Annotated in this window: 13 protein-coding genes, 1 pseudogene and 1 riboswitch; of the genes and pseudogenes, 11 read left to right on the forward strand and 3 right to left on the reverse strand. The window is 72.1% G+C overall.

All coding sequences use genetic code 11. The features are described 5' to 3' along the window. Positions 1 to 32: 32 nt before the first annotated feature. Positions 33 to 1,169 (reverse strand): hypothetical protein, encoded by a 1,137-nt coding sequence (locus ACH4MY_RS33445; RefSeq protein WP_398007921.1) that lies wholly within the window; start codon positions 1,167 to 1,169, stop codon positions 33 to 35. A gap of 258 nt (positions 1,170 to 1,427) precedes the next feature. Here ACH4MY_RS33445 and dhaK point away from each other — a divergent pair, with 258 nt between their 5' ends. From dhaK to ACH4MY_RS33490, 9 genes and pseudogenes are all read left to right on the forward strand, one after another. Further along, positions 1,428 to 2,420, forward strand: coding sequence for a dihydroxyacetone kinase subunit DhaK (gene dhaK, locus ACH4MY_RS33450; protein ID WP_398007923.1), 993 nt, complete (start codon positions 1,428 to 1,430; stop codon positions 2,418 to 2,420). Between the two features lie 65 nt (positions 2,421 to 2,485). After that, positions 2,486 to 3,121, forward strand: a complete 636-nt coding sequence (gene dhaL / locus ACH4MY_RS33455; RefSeq protein WP_398007925.1) for a dihydroxyacetone kinase subunit DhaL — start codon at positions 2,486 to 2,488, stop codon at positions 3,119 to 3,121. Then, positions 3,118 to 3,525, forward strand: a complete 408-nt coding sequence (locus ACH4MY_RS33460) for a PTS-dependent dihydroxyacetone kinase phosphotransferase subunit DhaM (protein ID WP_398007927.1) — start codon at positions 3,118 to 3,120, stop codon at positions 3,523 to 3,525. The genes dhaL and ACH4MY_RS33460 overlap by 4 nt, the downstream gene beginning before the upstream one ends. 65 nt (positions 3,526 to 3,590) lie before the next feature. Beyond that, positions 3,591 to 3,798, forward strand: a riboswitch (cobalamin riboswitch). Between the two features lie 28 nt (positions 3,799 to 3,826). Then, positions 3,827 to 4,525: an energy-coupling factor ABC transporter permease gene (locus tag ACH4MY_RS33465; protein ID WP_398007929.1), complete on the forward strand. Its 699-nt coding sequence runs from the start codon at positions 3,827 to 3,829 to the stop codon at positions 4,523 to 4,525. Continuing rightward, positions 4,522 to 4,837: pseudogene (locus tag ACH4MY_RS33470) on the forward strand (energy-coupling factor ABC transporter substrate-binding protein); the annotation flags it as partial. The gene ACH4MY_RS33465 and the pseudogene ACH4MY_RS33470, both read left to right, overlap by 4 nt. 296 nt (positions 4,838 to 5,133) lie before the next feature. Then, positions 5,134 to 5,883: a cobalt ECF transporter T component CbiQ gene (gene cbiQ, locus ACH4MY_RS33475; RefSeq protein ID WP_398007930.1), complete on the forward strand. Its 750-nt coding sequence runs from the start codon at positions 5,134 to 5,136 to the stop codon at positions 5,881 to 5,883. After that, complete coding sequence (locus ACH4MY_RS33480; protein ID WP_398007932.1) at positions 5,880 to 6,761, forward strand: energy-coupling factor ABC transporter ATP-binding protein; 882 nt, start codon at positions 5,880 to 5,882, stop codon at positions 6,759 to 6,761. The genes cbiQ and ACH4MY_RS33480 overlap by 4 nt, the downstream gene beginning before the upstream one ends. A gap of 204 nt (positions 6,762 to 6,965) precedes the next feature. Next, positions 6,966 to 8,981: an FAD-dependent oxidoreductase gene (locus ACH4MY_RS33485; protein WP_398007934.1), complete on the forward strand. Its 2,016-nt coding sequence runs from the start codon at positions 6,966 to 6,968 to the stop codon at positions 8,979 to 8,981. Positions 8,982 to 9,013: 32 nt separating this feature from the next. Then, positions 9,014 to 9,550: a PadR family transcriptional regulator gene (locus tag ACH4MY_RS33490; protein WP_398007936.1), complete on the forward strand. Its 537-nt coding sequence runs from the start codon at positions 9,014 to 9,016 to the stop codon at positions 9,548 to 9,550. Between the two features lie 88 nt (positions 9,551 to 9,638). Here ACH4MY_RS33490 and ACH4MY_RS33495 read toward each other — a convergent pair whose 3' ends face one another. Beyond that, positions 9,639 to 10,292 (reverse strand): hypothetical protein, encoded by a 654-nt coding sequence (locus ACH4MY_RS33495; protein WP_398007938.1) that lies wholly within the window; start codon positions 10,290 to 10,292, stop codon positions 9,639 to 9,641. A gap of 106 nt (positions 10,293 to 10,398) precedes the next feature. On the opposite strand from ACH4MY_RS33495, the gene ACH4MY_RS33500 reads away from it, so the two are divergent. Next, a complete protein-coding gene (locus tag ACH4MY_RS33500; protein WP_398007940.1) occupies positions 10,399 to 11,790 on the forward strand; it encodes an FAD-dependent oxidoreductase in 1,392 nt (463 codons plus the stop codon). Between the two features lie 143 nt (positions 11,791 to 11,933). On the opposite strand, the gene ACH4MY_RS33505 is transcribed toward ACH4MY_RS33500, so the two are convergent. Next, the gene (locus tag ACH4MY_RS33505; protein WP_398007942.1) at positions 11,934 to 13,274 is read right to left on the reverse strand and encodes a DUF2252 domain-containing protein; all 1,341 of its coding nucleotides are present in this window, start codon (positions 13,272 to 13,274) and stop codon (positions 11,934 to 11,936) included. Between the two features lie 185 nt (positions 13,275 to 13,459). Here ACH4MY_RS33505 and ACH4MY_RS33510 point away from each other — a divergent pair, with 185 nt between their 5' ends. Then, the gene (locus ACH4MY_RS33510; protein ID WP_398007944.1) at positions 13,460 to 14,215 is read left to right on the forward strand and encodes a GntR family transcriptional regulator; all 756 of its coding nucleotides are present in this window, start codon (positions 13,460 to 13,462) and stop codon (positions 14,213 to 14,215) included. The last annotated feature ends 15 nt before the right edge of the window (positions 14,216 to 14,230 follow it).

The following is a 14,230-nucleotide window of genomic DNA, read 5'->3' on the forward strand; positions in this document are numbered from 1 at the left end:
GGCCCTGCCTTCATGCCCACGACCAGCCGCGATCACCCGATCGAGACTCCCGTTCGACACACACCCCTCAAGATCGGAACGACAACAGCTACTGAGGCGGCGCCGAGGGGATGGAGGATGGCATCAACCGCTGCGCGAATGAGTCGCGCATGTCGGCGAATCGCCGTCGCATGCTCCGTCTCTGCCGACGCGTCGCTGCGGGTGAGGCCGTCAAGCATCCGCGCCAGCCTTCGCGGCTCGGACCTGTCCCCATGATGGAGGGCTGCGGCAGCAAGGCGGCCGGCGAGTTCCGCCGCCTCATCGAGCAGGCCAGCTTCCCTGAGCGCATCCAACTGCCGGCTCCTCAGCACGCTCGCATGCCCTCGGAAGCCCGCGTCTTCGAGTCGCGACGCGATTTCGCCGTATTTTCTGGCGGACTGATCCGGCGCCGATGCTCGCTCGGCTTCCGCCGCGCGCAGAATCGGCCTCACCCCACTCGTCTTGAGAGGCCCGATGAGGATGCGATCCGCCCGCTCCTGGCGGTCAAGGGGAGGAGCAGGAACCCCTGGAAGGGGTGCCCCGGTGCAGAACACGTCCGCCGTCTCGCGAGTCCAGAATCGTGCGACGACGTCAGCCTGGTAGCGGAGGAAGTCGTTGATCTGCTCCGCACCCCACAGGTCCAGCTCGAGGTCCTCGAGCTCCCCTTGGAGCGTTGCCAGCTCGTCGGCCAGCTGGGTGCGCTCAGTGGAGGCGGAGGTGGCGACAATCAGATGGCCAGCGTCGAAGGGCCGCCTCCCACTTGCGAACGTCTCCACAGCCTTCCGCAGGTCCCCAGCGGTGAACTCCTGGTGGTCCTTGCATTGGACGACGACGAATCGACCCTCCACGTCCCGGCCCGCCAGGTCGATACCGTGCTGGACCTGTCCCTGCACCCCGTACCGGCGAAACTTGATCCCTCGGAATGCGAGGACGTGACTCGACACCGCCAGCATCAGTTTCTCAAAACGGTCCCACCCGATCGCCAGATCGAGATCTTCGCCCGGTGGCCTGTTCCCAGGGGTGCCGGCGCTGGGCGGATAGCCGAGATCGGGATCCGCCGCCACGGGGAGCCAACGATCCGCCGCGGTGTCATCGGCTGGCGGTTGGGATGTCCCGTCGGAGATGAGGGGAGGAAAGTCGTGCTGAGCCACGACCAAAAGTGTCCCACGCACCCGTGCACGCTCGCGGTCTCGCGTCGATAATTGCACCATGATGCGCACTCGCAAAGCTCGAACTCGGCTGCCAGGCCTGACGGTGCATCAGGGAAGTCAGCATTGGGTCGGCATCAGTACCGCACAGAACCGCCCCCCACAGCCATGGACCGCCAAGATCATTAACTCGCCTTACCTGCTCTGACCTGCGAAGACCCTGCTCAGCAGCTTGCCTGTTACTCTCACCAGGAGGTATCCATGAGGATGCTCATCAATGTCCCCGAGACCGTCGTCGCCGACGCGTTGCGGGGGATGGCCGCCGCCCACCCCGAGCTCACCGTGGACGTGGAGCGCCGGATCGTGGTGCGGCGGGACGCGCCCGTGGCGGGCCAGGTGGCGCTGGTCTCCGGCGGGGGGTCCGGGCACGAGCCGCTGCACGGGGGCTTCGTGGGGCCCGGGATGCTCGCGGCCGCCTGCCCCGGGGAGGTCTTCACCTCCCCGGTGCCCGATCAGATGGTGCGGGCCGCGGCCGCCGTCGACAGCGGCGCCGGGGTGTTGTTCGTCGTCAAGAACTACACGGGTGACGTGCTGAACTTCGAGATGGCGGCGGAGCTCGCCGAGGACGAGGGCATCCAGGTCGCCAGGGTCCTCGTCGACGACGACGTCGCCGTCAAGGACAGTCTGTACACGGCGGGCCGACGCGGGACCGGCGGCACGCTCTTCGTGGAGAAGATCGCGGGAGCCGCCGCGGAGGAGGGCGCTCCGCTGGAGCGCGTGGAGGCGATCGCCCGCCGGGTCAACGAGCGTTGCCGGTCGTTCGGCGTGGCCCTGAGCGCGTGCACGACCCCCGCCAAGGGCAGCCCCACCTTCGATCTCCCTGCGGGTGAACTGGAGTTGGGCATCGGCATCCACGGCGAGCCGGGCCGCGAGCGGCGGCCCATGATGACCTCCCGGGAGATCGCGGACTTCGCCGTCGACGCCGTCGTCGAGGACCTCCGCCCCGCCGGGCCTGTCATCGCCCTGGTGAACGGCATGGGTGCTACCCCGCTCCTCGAACTGTACGGATTCAACGCCGAGGTGCAGCGCGTGCTCGGCGAGCGGCGGGTTCCGGTGGCGCGGACGCTCGTCGGGAACTACGTGACCTCGCTCGACATGGCCGGCTGCTCGGTGACCCTGTGCGAGGTGGACGAGGAGCTTCTTCGGCTGTGGGACGCGCCCGTGCGGACGCCCGCGCTCCGCTGGGGTCGCTGAGACGAGCGAGACGTGGAACCTGGTCGGACCGTGGGACAGGACTGAGGACGGGAAAGGGAATCGACATGACGGAGACCTTCGGCGCGGACTTCCTGGTGCGCTGGCTGGCCGCGGTGGCAGAGGCCGTCGACCGTGAGGCGGACCGGCTCACGGAGCTGGACTCGGCGATCGGTGACGCCGACCACGGCGCCAATCTCAAGCGGGGATTCGCCGCCGTGACCGAGACCCTCGCCAAGGAGCCGCCGACGACGCCCGGCGCCGTGCTGACCACCGCCGGGCGGGAGCTCATCTCCACCGTGGGCGGTGCGTCGGGACCGCTGTACGGCACGCTGCTGCGCCGTACGGGGAAGACGCTGGGCGAGGACGACCGCGTGACCCGGGCGCAGTTGGCGGACGCCCTCGGCTCCGGGGTGGCCGCCGTGTCCCAGCTGGGCGGCGCACAGGTGGGTGACAAGACGATGCTGGACGCGCTGGTCCCGGCGGTGGAGGGCCTGCGGGACTCGTTCGGGGCGGCCCGCGCGGCCGCCGAGGAGGGCGCCCTCGCGACCGTACCCCTACGGGCCCGCAAGGGCAGGGCCAGTTATCTGGGTGAGCGGTCGATGGGGCACCAGGACCCGGGGGCGACCTCCTCCGCGCTGTTGTTCGCCGCGCTGGACGAGACCGCGCTCGCCGAGAACGGGCGTACCGGGGAGGCGTCATGAGCGGGTCACCCGTCGGGATCGTGCTCGTCTCGCACAGCGCCGCCGTCGCCGCGGCCGTGGCCGAGCTGGCCCAGGGGCTCGCCGGAGGCGGCGACCTGGCGCCGATCCTCCCGGCGGGCGGAACCCCGGACGGCGGCCTGGGGACGAGTTCCGAGTTGATCTGCGAGGCGGCGAAGGGCGTCGACCGGGGCGCCGGCGTGGCGATCCTGGTCGACCTGGGCAGCGCCGTGCTCACCGTGAAGGCCTTGCTCGCCGAGGGCGACGAACTGCCCGCCGGGTCTCGCCTGGTGGACGCCCCGTTCGTCGAGGGCGCGGTCGCCGCCCTGGTCACGGCGAGCGCGGGCGGCGACCTCGACGCCGTGTCGGCGGCGGCCTCGGAGGCGTACGCCTACCGCAAGGAGTGACTGCGCGCAGTGAGCGAGAGGCCGCACCGGGTGGCGACCGTGTTGTGATCCAGCAGGTCAACGCACTAATGTCGCAGGGCCTTGGTGTACGGGAAACCGGTGAAGTACCGGTGCGGCCCTCGCCACTGTGATCGGGAGGTCCGGCTCCACCCCCGCGGGAAATACCCACGGGGAAGCCACTGGACCACGACGGGAGACCCTCGTGGTGTGGGAAGGCGGAGTCCGGGCGCATGACCGTCAGCCAGGAGACCGGCCAGGGTGCGTTGTCCATCCACGAGGTGCTGGAGAGGGTCTCCCAACCATGCATATAGCCGAGGGGTATCTGCCCCCTGTGCACGCCGCCGCCTGGGGCGTCGCGTCCGCGCCGTTCGTCGTCCACGGGGTCCGCGCGCTGACCCGCGAGGTGCGGTCGAATCCTGAGTCCACCCTGCTGCTCGGTGCCTCCGGCGCCTTCACGTTCGTCCTGTCGGCACTCAAATTGCCTTCCGTGACAGGCAGTTGCTCGCATCCGACCGGGACGGGGCTGGGCGCGATCCTGTTCCGGCCCCCCATCATGGCGGTCCTGGGCACGATCACCCTTCTCTTCCAGGCCCTGCTGCTCGCCCACGGCGGGCTGACCACGCTCGGCGCGAACGCCTTCTCGATGGCGATCGTCGGGCCCTGGGCGGGCTACGGCGCGTACCGGCTGCTCCGCCGGTTCGGTGCGCCGCTGATGGTCGCCGTCTTCTTCGGCGCCTTCGTCGCCGACCTGTCCACGTACTGCGTGACCAGCGTTCAGCTCGCTCTCGCCTTCCCGGACCCGGGGAGCGGCATTCCCGGCGCGCTCGCCAAGTTCGGCGGGATCTTCGCCGTGACGCAGATTCCGCTGGCGGTCAGCGAGGGACTGCTCACCGTGCTCGTGATGCGGCTGCTCACCCAGTCGAGCAAGGGCGAACTGACCCGGCTCGGCGTCCTCGCCGGGCGCACGACGGAGCGACGCGAGGAGGCGGCCGCGCGATGAGCCGGAACGCGAAGATCAACACCCTGTTGCTGCTCGTCGTCGCCGCGCTCGCGGTACTGCCGCTCGCGCTCGGGCTCGGGGACCACAAGGAGGAACCGTTCACCGGGTCGGACGCGGAGGCGGAGACCGCCATCACCGAGCTCCAGCCGGACTACGAACCGTGGTTCAGCCCCCTCTACGAGCCCCCGTCCGGTGAGATCGAGTCCGCGCTCTTCGCCCTCCAGGCGGCCATCGGCGCCGGGGTGCTCGCGTACTACTTCGGCCTGCGGCGCGGGCGCCGGCAGGGGGCGGCCCGGGCGGAGACGGAGAGGTCCGAGACCGCCGGATCGGAGACGGCTGAGGCGGAGACGGCTGGGGTGGAAACGGCTGGATCGGCGAGGGCTGGGGCGGAAACGGCCAGTTCGGACGTGGCCGCGTCGGAGACGGACGGGGCTGCCGGGACGGCCGCCGGGGCGAAGACCGCGGCGGTGGACAGGGGCGACGCGGGGGCCACGGCCGACGCCAGTACCGGTGCCGGGGCCGCGGCCGACGCCAGTACCGGGGCTGGGGCCGGTGCCGGATCCCCCCGGGCCGCGTCGTCCGTCGACGGCCAGGACGCGTAACCGCCGATGCTGCCGATCGACGCGGCGGCGCACAGCAGTCGCTGGCGTCGCCGCCATCCCGCCGAGAAGGCGCTGCTCGGCTTCGGTCTCACCCTGTGCGCGGTGAGCCTGCCGCCCTGGCCCGGTGCGGTGCTCGTGGCGACGGCCACGCTCGCGGTCCTGCTCGGCCCGGCCGGTGTGCCGGGCCGGGCGTTGTGGCGGGCGTTCCGGATCCCGCTCGGATTCTGTGTCACGGGGGCGATTCCGCTGCTCTTCGAGGTGGGCGGTGCCCGCGGGCTCGTGGCCCTCGCGCCGAACGGTCCCGCTCAGGCGGGCGGCTTGCTGCTGCGGACGGCGGCGGCCTCGCTCGGGGTGCTTCTGTTCGCCTTCACGACGCCCGTGTCGGACGTCCTGCCCCGGCTCGTCCGGGCCGGGGTGCCGGCGCCGGTGGTGGACGTGGCGCTCGTGATGTACCGCGTCATCTTCCTGCTGCTCGACTCGATGTCCAAGATCCGGCAGGCCCAGGCGGCCCGGCTCGGCCACACCTCACGGGCCGCGACCTGGCGTTCGCTCGCCGGGCTCGGCGCGACCACGTTCGTGCGGGCCTTCGACCGGGCGCAGCGGCTGCAGTCGGGGCTGGCGGGGCGCGGGTACGACGGGACGCTGCGGGTCCTGGTACCCGTGTCCCCGGTCTCCCGCCGGTTCCTCGCCGCTTCGGGCGCGCTGCTCGCGGCGCTCGTCGCCCTCACCCTCGTACTGGAAAGGTCTCTTCCGTGACGTCTTCGACGCCCCCTCCCCGTCCGGTCCCCGTCGTGGAGCTGGTGAACGCGGGCTTCGCCTACGAGGACGGGCCCGCGGTCCTCTCGGGTGTGGACTTCGCCGTGGCGGAGGGGCGGTCGGTCGCGCTGCTCGGCCGCAACGGCAGCGGCAAGACGACTCTGCTGCGGCTGCTCAGCGGCGGGCTGCGGGGCGGGAGCGGGGCGCTGCTGCTGGACGGGGCGGAGGTGGCGTACGACCGGAAGGGCCTGACGCGGCTGCGGACCACCGTGCAGCTGGTGGTGCAGGATCCGGACGACCAGCTGTTCGCCGCGTCGATCGCCCAGGACGTGTCGTTCGGTCCGATGAACCTGGGGCTTACGGAGGAGGAGGTACGGCTCCGGGTACGGGAGGCACTGGAAGCGCTGGACATCACGGCGCTCGCGGACCGCCCGACGCATCTGCTGTCGTACGGGCAGCGCAAGCGGGCGGCGATCGCGGGCGCGGTGGCGATGCGGCCCCGGGTCCTGATCATGGACGAGCCGACGGCGGGTCTCGACCCGCACGGGCAGGAACGGCTGCTCGACGCCCTCCAGCGGCTCCGGGAGACCGGCACGACGGTGCTCATGGCGACGCACGACGTGGACCTGGCACTCCGGTGGGCGGACGAGGCTGCGGTCCTGGCCCCGTCGGGTCTGCGCACCGGCCCGGTCGCGGAGCTCCTCGCGGACGACGCGCTCCTGGAGGAGGCGCGGCTGCGCCGCCCCTGGGGCACGACGGTGGCACGGCTGCTCCGTACCCAAGGCCTGCTCGCGGCGGACGCCCCGGAACCGCGCACACCGGAGGATCTGGACGCGTGGAGCGGGACGGGGGCGACGAGCGCCCGTCAGGGGGCCTGAGTCGGGACCGATCCGGGGCCGGTCCGATCCGGGACCGCTCCGCTCCGGGGCCGGTCCGCTCCGGGCCTGAGCTGATCCCGGCCCGGTCGGGCTCCTTTGCTACCGAGTAGTAGACATCACGTCCAGAATCTTCTGCAACTAGTTGCAGAACGGGAGGGGGTCCCTTAGAACTGAGTCGACGTTCCTGCGCGAGGAGGCGCCCGCATGACCCCGTACCCGCACCTGCTGAGCCCGCTCGACCTCGGGTTCACCACCCTGCCCAACCGGGTGATCATGGGATCGATGCACGTCGGCCTCGAAGAGACCGAGCACGGCTTCGAGCGCATGGCCGCCTTCTACGCCGAACGTGCCCGTGGCGGCGTGGGCCTCATCGTCACCGGCGGAATCGCGCCCAACGACGCCGGGCGCCCCTGGGACGGCGGCGCCAAGCTCACCACCGCCGACGAGGTCGCGGAGCACCGGCTGATCACCGACGCCGTGCACGCCGAAGGCGGCCGGATCGCGATGCAGATCCTGCACTTCGGCCGCTACGCCTACCACCCCGCCCTCGTCGCGCCCAGCGCGATCAAGGCCCCCATCAGCCCCTTCGTACCGAACGAGCTGACCGAGGCCGAGGTCGAGCAGACCGTCGAGGACTACGCCCACTGCGCCGAGCTCGCCAAGGAGGCCGGGTACGACGGTGTCGAGGTGATGGGCTCCGAGGGCTACCTCATCAACGAGTTCATCGCCGCCGCCACCAACCAGCGCACCGACCGCTGGGGCGGCTCGTACGAGAACCGCGTCCGCTTCCCCCTGGAGATCGTTCGCCGGATCCGCGAGCGGGTCGGCGAGGAGTTCATCCTCGTCTACCGCCTCTCCATGCTGGACCTCGTGCCCGGCGGCTCCACCCTGGAGGAGGTCGTCCAGCTCGCCAAGGAGATCGAGGCGGCGGGCGCCACCATCATCAACACCGGCATCGGCTGGCACGAGGCGCGCATCCCCACCATCGCCACCTCCGTGCCGCGCGGCGCCTACACCTGGGTGACGAAGAAGCTGATGGGCGCGGTCTCCGTGCCCCTCGTCACCAGCAACCGCATCAACACCCCCGAGGTCGCCGAGGAGATCCTCGCCGACGGCCGCGCCGACCTGGTCTCGCTGGCCCGCCCCTTCCTCGCCGACCCGGAGTTCGTCGCCAAGGCCACGGCCGACCGCGCCGACACGATCAACACCTGCATCGGCTGCAACCAGGCCTGCCTGGACCACACCTTCAACCTGAAGATCACGTCCTGCCTGGTCAACCCGCGCGCCTGCCACGAGACCGAGCTGATCCTCTCCCCCACCCGCCGCGCCAAGCGGATCGCCGTCGTCGGCGCGGGGCCGGCCGGCCTCTCCTGCGCGGTGTCGGCGGCCGAGCGCGGCCACTCCGTCACCCTGTTCGACGCGGCCGCCGAGATCGGCGGACAGCTGAACATCGCCAAGCGGGTCCCCGGCAAGGAGGAGTTCGACGAGACGCTCCGCTACTACCGTGTGCAGCTCGCCGAGCGCGGGGTCGACGTCCGTCTGAACACCCCCGTCTCCGCGTCCGACCTGGACGGCTTCGACGAGGTCGTCGTCGCCACCGGCGTCTCCCCCCGTACCCCCGGCATCGCGGGCGTCGACCACCCGAGCGTCCTCAGCTACCTGGACGTGCTGCGCGACGGCGCGCCCGTCGGCGAGCGGGTCGCGATCATCGGCGCGGGCGGCATCGGCTTCGACGTCGCCGAGTTCCTCACGGACGGCGGGGAGGGCGCGAGCCAGGACCCCGAGACGTACTTCCGGCAGTGGGGCGTGGACACCTCGTACGAGAACCGGGGCGGACTGCGCGTCCCCGAGCGCGCCGCGCCGCCGCGCCAGGTGCACCTCCTCCAGCGCAAGGAGTCCAAGGTCGGCGCGGGTCTCGGCAAGACCACGGGGTGGATCCACCGCACCGAGCTCAAGCACCGGGGCGTGCCGATGGTCGCGGGCGTGTCGTACGACCGGATCGACGACGAGGGCCTGCACGTCACGATCGGCGGCGAGCAGCAGCTGCTTCCCGTCGACACGGTCGTGCTCTGCGCGGGCCAGGAGCCGCGCCGGGGCCTGTACGAGGAGCTGGTCGCGGCGGGCCGCGTGGCGCACCTGATCGGCGGCGCGGACGTCGCCGCCGAGCTGGACGCCAAGCGGGCCATCGACCAGGGCACCCGGCTCGCGGCCACGCTGTGATCGCCGTGGCCGGCCACTTCTAGGATGCGTGCATGTCCCTCCCGCACGCGATCCTCACCGCGCTGCTCGAAAAGCCGTCCTCCGGCCTCGAACTGACGCGCCGCTTCGACAAGTCGATCGGCTATTTCTGGTCGGCCACGCACCAGCAGATCTACCGCGAGCTGGGCAGGCTGGAGCAGGCGGGGCACATCCGTGCCCTGCCCGCCCCGGTGCCCGTGCGGGGGCAGCGCAAGGAGTACGAGGTGCTGCCCGCGGGCCGCGCCGAGCTGGGCACCTGGGTCGCCAGGTCCGAGGACCCGAAGCCGATGCGGGCCGCCCTGCTGCTGAGGATGCGCGCGGCCGCGGTGGTCGGTGCGGCCGGCCTCTGCACCGAGCTGGCCCGTCATCTCGCCCTGCACCGGGAGCAGCTGGACGAGTACCTGGCGATCGAGTCCCGCGATTTCCCGACCGACCGCCGCCACTCGGAACCCGACCGGCTCCGCCATCTCGTCCTGCGGGGCGGGATCGAGATGGAGCGGTTCTGGGTGGAGTGGCTGACGGGCGCGCTGGCGGAACTCGGGACGGAGTGAGGTCCGGGACGGAGTGAGGTCCGGGCCAGAGTGAGGTCCGGGACAGGACAGCGCGGCTCGCCTCCCGCGCGTGCGGCGCGGGCCTTCCTCACACGCCGCTCGGCACCGCCCGTCGCGGGGCCGGCGTGTGGCGGGGCCACGGTGCGCCCGTCCGTTCCGAGGCGGCGGCCCTGAGCGCCTCCATCAGTGAGCTTCCCGGGTACGCGTCGAACGCCGGGAACTCCCGGCGGTAGTAGCAGGACCAGTAGCTCACCGCCCGTCGTTCCACGCGGGCGAAGAACGCCGGGTTCCGGACGATGAACTCCCCGTAGAGTCCGCGCTGGGCCGAGCCCGGAAGACAGAGCCCGGGCAGGCCCCGAAGGAACGCCTCGATGATCTCCACCACGTACTCACCGGCCGGCTGAACGACGAAGGGGACCACCCACGCCTCGCCCAGCCCCACGATCTGTTCGAGATGACGCAGGCGGACCCTGCCGTCGCAGTGCCGGGAGTAGAGGCAGTGCAGGATCGCCCGCTGGGTCCCGGTCAGCGAACGCAGCACGTCGGCGTCCGGCTCGTCGTGATGGATCCGCGAGGGGATCGTCACCGTCTCGCCCCGCACATCGACCTGGAACGGCGCCGTCGACGAGAGCCCGGTGTCCGGTACGACCGCCAGGACTCTTCGTACGTCATCACCGAGCCGGAACGGAAACGCGCTCTCCGGATCATGAGCGGCGCTCGGCGGCTCCCAGGACTTCTCCACGACACGAGGGTAGGCGAGGCGGCCGAAACCGTACGGCGGGGACCCCACGCGGGGCTTGGCCGAGGGGATACTGGGCCATTCAGGTCCACGACACGAAAGGTCGGGTATGGCCGACGACTTGGGGCACCGCGCGACACGTCACGCGGTGGTCATCGGGGGAAGTCTTGCCGGGCTGCTTGCCGCTCGGGTACTGGCGGGGCACGCGGAGAAGGTGACGGTCGTCGAGCGCGACGGGCTTCCGGAGGGGGCGGACGCGCGGCCGGGTGTCCCGCAGGGGCGGCATCTGCACGTGCTGATCGCGGGCGGGCAGCAGGCGCTCGACGAGCTGCTTCCCGGATTCATGGACGAGTTGACCGCACTCGGCGCACCCAAGGTGGGCGCGCCCCAGGACATGGTCCAGTGGCAGGGCGGCAGGTGGTTCCGCCGCACGCCCGCGACCGCGCACTACTACACCGGCCCGCGCCCCCAGCTGGAGTGGCTGGTGCGGCAGCGGGTGCTGGCCGACCCGCGGATCGAGCTGGTCGAGGGCACCGAGACCGTGGGGCTGACCGGTGACTCCTCGCGCGTGCGGGGCGTACGGCTGCGCGAGCGCGGGGCGGGGGCCGACAAGGAGCCCCGTATCCTCGCGGCCGATCTGGTGGTGGACGCCTCCGGGAGGTCCACCAAGTCCGCCGACTGGCTGGCGGACATCGGCGCGGAGGCCCCGCACGAGGAGACCCTCGACACCGGTCTCGCGTACGGCACCCGCGTCTACCGCGCCCCGGAGGAGACCCCGGGCACGGACGCGTCCGGCTACTACATCGTGCCCAACCCCTCCCAGGTGTACAGCGGCGTCGTCCTGCCCCTCGGTGACGGGCACCATCTCGTGACCCTCTCCGGGCTGCGCGGGGACGAACCACCCACCGACGAGAGCGCGTTCGAGGAGTACGCCAAGCGGCTGCCGCATCCGGTGATCAGCGACTGGATGGCGCGGGCCGAGCCGGTGTCCCCGGTGTACGGCTTCCGGAGGACCGCGAACATCCGGCGCCGGTACGACCGTCCGGGCCGCCGCCCGGCCGGTTTCCTCGCCACCGGCGACGCGCTGTGCGCGTTCAACCCCATCTACGGGCAGGGCATGGCCGTCGCCGCGCTCAGCGCGGTCGCCCTGCGCCGGGCGCTCGACGACCCCCGGCGCACCGCGACCACGCGCACCGTGCAGCGCGCTCTGCTGGACGCCTCCCGGCAGGCCTGGGACATCTCGGCGGGCGCGGACAAGAAGATGCCGGGTGCGATCGGGGACGCGGCCGGCACGGGTCCGCTGGACAAGGCGGTCGGCTGGTATCTGAGCCGGGTGGAGCAGCGGGCGGCGGGCGATCCGGTCGTGGGGGCGGCGTTCCGTGCGGCGCTGAGCCTGACCTCTCCGCTGACGGGCCTCTTCGCGCCCTCGGTGGCGCGGGCGGTGCTGTTCGGCCCGGCGGCCGAGACGCCCGCGGAGCCGCCGCTGCGGCGCGACGCGTAGCGAGCCAGCCGCCATCGTGGTCGGGTCCGAGCCGTTGCGCTCGGGCCCGGCCGGGGTGCCGGAAGGCGTACCCGGACCCGTCCTGGCACCTGTTGCGTCGGGCACGCCGCCCTCGGCCCCGCCGAGCCCCCGGCACCGGCGGTTCAGGCTCCGGGTGCCGCCACGATCATTCCCGCGGCGATCGCGGCGCCGAGCGCCGCGTAGTCGTCGGCGTTCTGGCGGGCGTAGGCGAGGGCGAAGTCGGCGACGGCGCGGTCGAAGACGTCCGAGCCTCCGAGGTAGGCCGCGATGGCGATCCGGTCGCCGGAGCGGGCGTGGGCGCGGGCCAGGGCGCGCCCGCAGAGCCGCGCGTAGTCCCGCAGCAGGGCCGGGGACATGGTCTCCACCTCCGCGGAGCCCTTCATGTCTCGCAGTTGACGCCAGTAGAAGTGCCGCTGCTCGGGGCCGGTCATCCAGCCGAGGAAGATGTCGCTGGAGGCCTGGGTGAGGCGCTGGCCGTAGACGACACGCCGGCCTTGGTGGCTGTACGTGCTCGGGGTCAGGTACTGCTCCAGGACGGACGGGACCGCCTCCTTGATCTGGAGGATGAGCGGGTCCTCCTCGTCCCGGCCTTCGAGGAGGAGGACGAAGCAGCGGGTGCCGACGCTGCCGACGCCGACGACCTTGCGGGCGGCGTCGAGGAAGCGGTAGCGGTCGAGGAGGACGCGTCGTTCCTCGGAGAGCGAGCTGCGGTAGTCGCTGAAGATCTTGCCGAGGGTGACCCGGTCGAGGTCCGTGGCCCGTTCGAGGAGCGGCGGGTCGTCGACGATGTGCCGGGCGCCGGTCGCGTCGGCCTCGGTGAGCTTGGCGAAGGCCTGGAGGCTGGTGCGGCGGCGGGCGCGGGCGAGCCGGTTCACGAAGCGGGCCCGGTCGTCGCGGCGGACGAGGGAGACCAGGTCGTCGGCGGCGATCCGCTCGTACCAGACGGCGAGTTCGCCGAGGCCGGCGAGGCGGCGCACGGTCGTGCGGTACGACTCGGTGGCGACGAGGGCCGCACGGTGGGCCTTGGCCTTGGTGCTGCCGTTCTGGAGGGCGGCGACGGTGACGCTGGCGGCGAGTCTTTTCACGTCCCATTCGAAGGGGCCGGGGAGCGTCTCGTCGAAGTCGTTCACATCGAAGAGCAGCGTCCGTTCGGGTGACGCGTAGACCCCGAAGTTGAGGAGGTGGGCGTCGCCGCAGAGCTGCACGGTGAGGCCGGTGTGCTGCTGGGCGGCGAGGTCGGCGGCCATGACGGCGGCGGCGCCGCGGAGGAAGGCGAAGGGGGAGGCCGCCATCCGGCCGTACCGGAGGGGTACGAGGTCGGTCAGGCGGTCCATGGACTGGCGTTCCAGCACGCCGACGGGGTCGGGCCGCTGAGAGCTGGGTATCCAGCGGCCGTGGGAGGAGCGGGGGACGCGCTTGCGAGCCGCCCTGCCCCGTTCGGCGCGCTCCGAAGATGTCGTCATCCGGCCTCACCCGCCTCTTCCGCCGCTGCGGTCTCGTCCCCGTGCACCTGCTCCCTCATTACACGGGGCGACGCTCGTTTCGGCCACTCTGCCGGACCGGCCTAGCAAAATGGTTTAGACCAATGATAGGAATTGATCACCCACACGACCCATGCGGTCACGCTGAGCGAAGAGAGGGTTTGATCATGGCCGAGCCCGAATCCGAGGCGGCGGCAGACGCGCCGCTCTATCTCCGGGTCGCCGCCGCACTCCGCGAGGATCTCGCGGACCGGCGCATCTCCCCCGGCAGTCGGCTCCCTTCCGAACGATCCCTGTCGCAGCGGTACCACGTCAACCGGCAGACCGTACGCAGCGCGCTCCAGCTCCTGCGGGACGAGCGGCTCGTGGTCACCGACCGGCGCGGCACCTTCGCCGCCGCCGGAGCCGGGGGCGAGCCCGTCGTCCCGGCGCTCACGGCCCGCCGGCCGAACTTCCCCGGCGGGCCCCGCGCGGCCGAGGCGCTGGTGCGGGCCTCACTGACCTGGGAACCGCCGCCCACACCGCTGACGGCGCGGCTCCAGCTCGCCCCGGGCGAGCCGACGCTCGTGCACCGGCACGTGGTGCTCGGGCCGCACGGAGCCGCGCTCCAGCGGGCGGTGTCGTGGTTCTCCCGGCGGGCGCTGCACGACATCCCCCAACTGGCCCGCTACCGCAGGGGACGGGACAGCGGGCAACAGCCGGATCTGCGGCTGCTCTACCACTGGATGCACGCCGCGGGGCTGCGGGTCACCCACCGGGAGTCGGTCGGCGTGCCACCCGGCCCGGCCACGACCACGTCCGGCGGCGCGGCCCGGCTGGTCGTCCACCGGGTGGTGAGCGATCAGCACGGGCACGCCCTGGAGATCACGGACATCGACTTCTCGGCCCAGTCGGCGGCCTGGACCTACGAGTTCAGCGCCTGACGGTGGCGCGGGAGT

The sequence above is a fragment of the Streptomyces sp. NPDC017246 genome, assembly GCF_044331325.1.
Lineage (GTDB): Bacteria > Actinomycetota > Actinomycetes > Streptomycetales > Streptomycetaceae > Streptomyces.

Excerpts from the sequence above, each read along its gene's own strand:
- dhaK (WP_398007923.1), top strand. The coding sequence starts at position 1,428 with ATGAGGATGCTCATCAATGTCCCCGAGACCGTCGTCGCCGACGCGTTG.
- dhaL (WP_398007925.1), top strand. The coding sequence starts at position 2,486 with ATGACGGAGACCTTCGGCGCGGACTTCCTGGTGCGCTGGCTGGCCGCG.
- ACH4MY_RS33460 (WP_398007927.1), top strand. The coding sequence starts at position 3,118 with ATGAGCGGGTCACCCGTCGGGATCGTGCTCGTCTCGCACAGCGCCGCC.
- ACH4MY_RS33465 (WP_398007929.1), top strand. The coding sequence starts at position 3,827 with ATGCATATAGCCGAGGGGTATCTGCCCCCTGTGCACGCCGCCGCCTGG.
- cbiQ (WP_398007930.1), top strand. The coding sequence starts at position 5,134 with ATGCTGCCGATCGACGCGGCGGCGCACAGCAGTCGCTGGCGTCGCCGC.
- ACH4MY_RS33485 (WP_398007934.1), top strand. The coding sequence starts at position 6,966 with ATGACCCCGTACCCGCACCTGCTGAGCCCGCTCGACCTCGGGTTCACC.
- ACH4MY_RS33490 (WP_398007936.1), top strand. The coding sequence starts at position 9,014 with ATGTCCCTCCCGCACGCGATCCTCACCGCGCTGCTCGAAAAGCCGTCC.
- ACH4MY_RS33500 (WP_398007940.1), top strand. The coding sequence starts at position 10,399 with ATGGCCGACGACTTGGGGCACCGCGCGACACGTCACGCGGTGGTCATC.
- ACH4MY_RS33505 (WP_398007942.1), bottom strand. The coding sequence starts at position 13,274 with ATGACGACATCTTCGGAGCGCGCCGAACGGGGCAGGGCGGCTCGCAAG.
- ACH4MY_RS33510 (WP_398007944.1), top strand. The coding sequence starts at position 13,460 with ATGGCCGAGCCCGAATCCGAGGCGGCGGCAGACGCGCCGCTCTATCTC.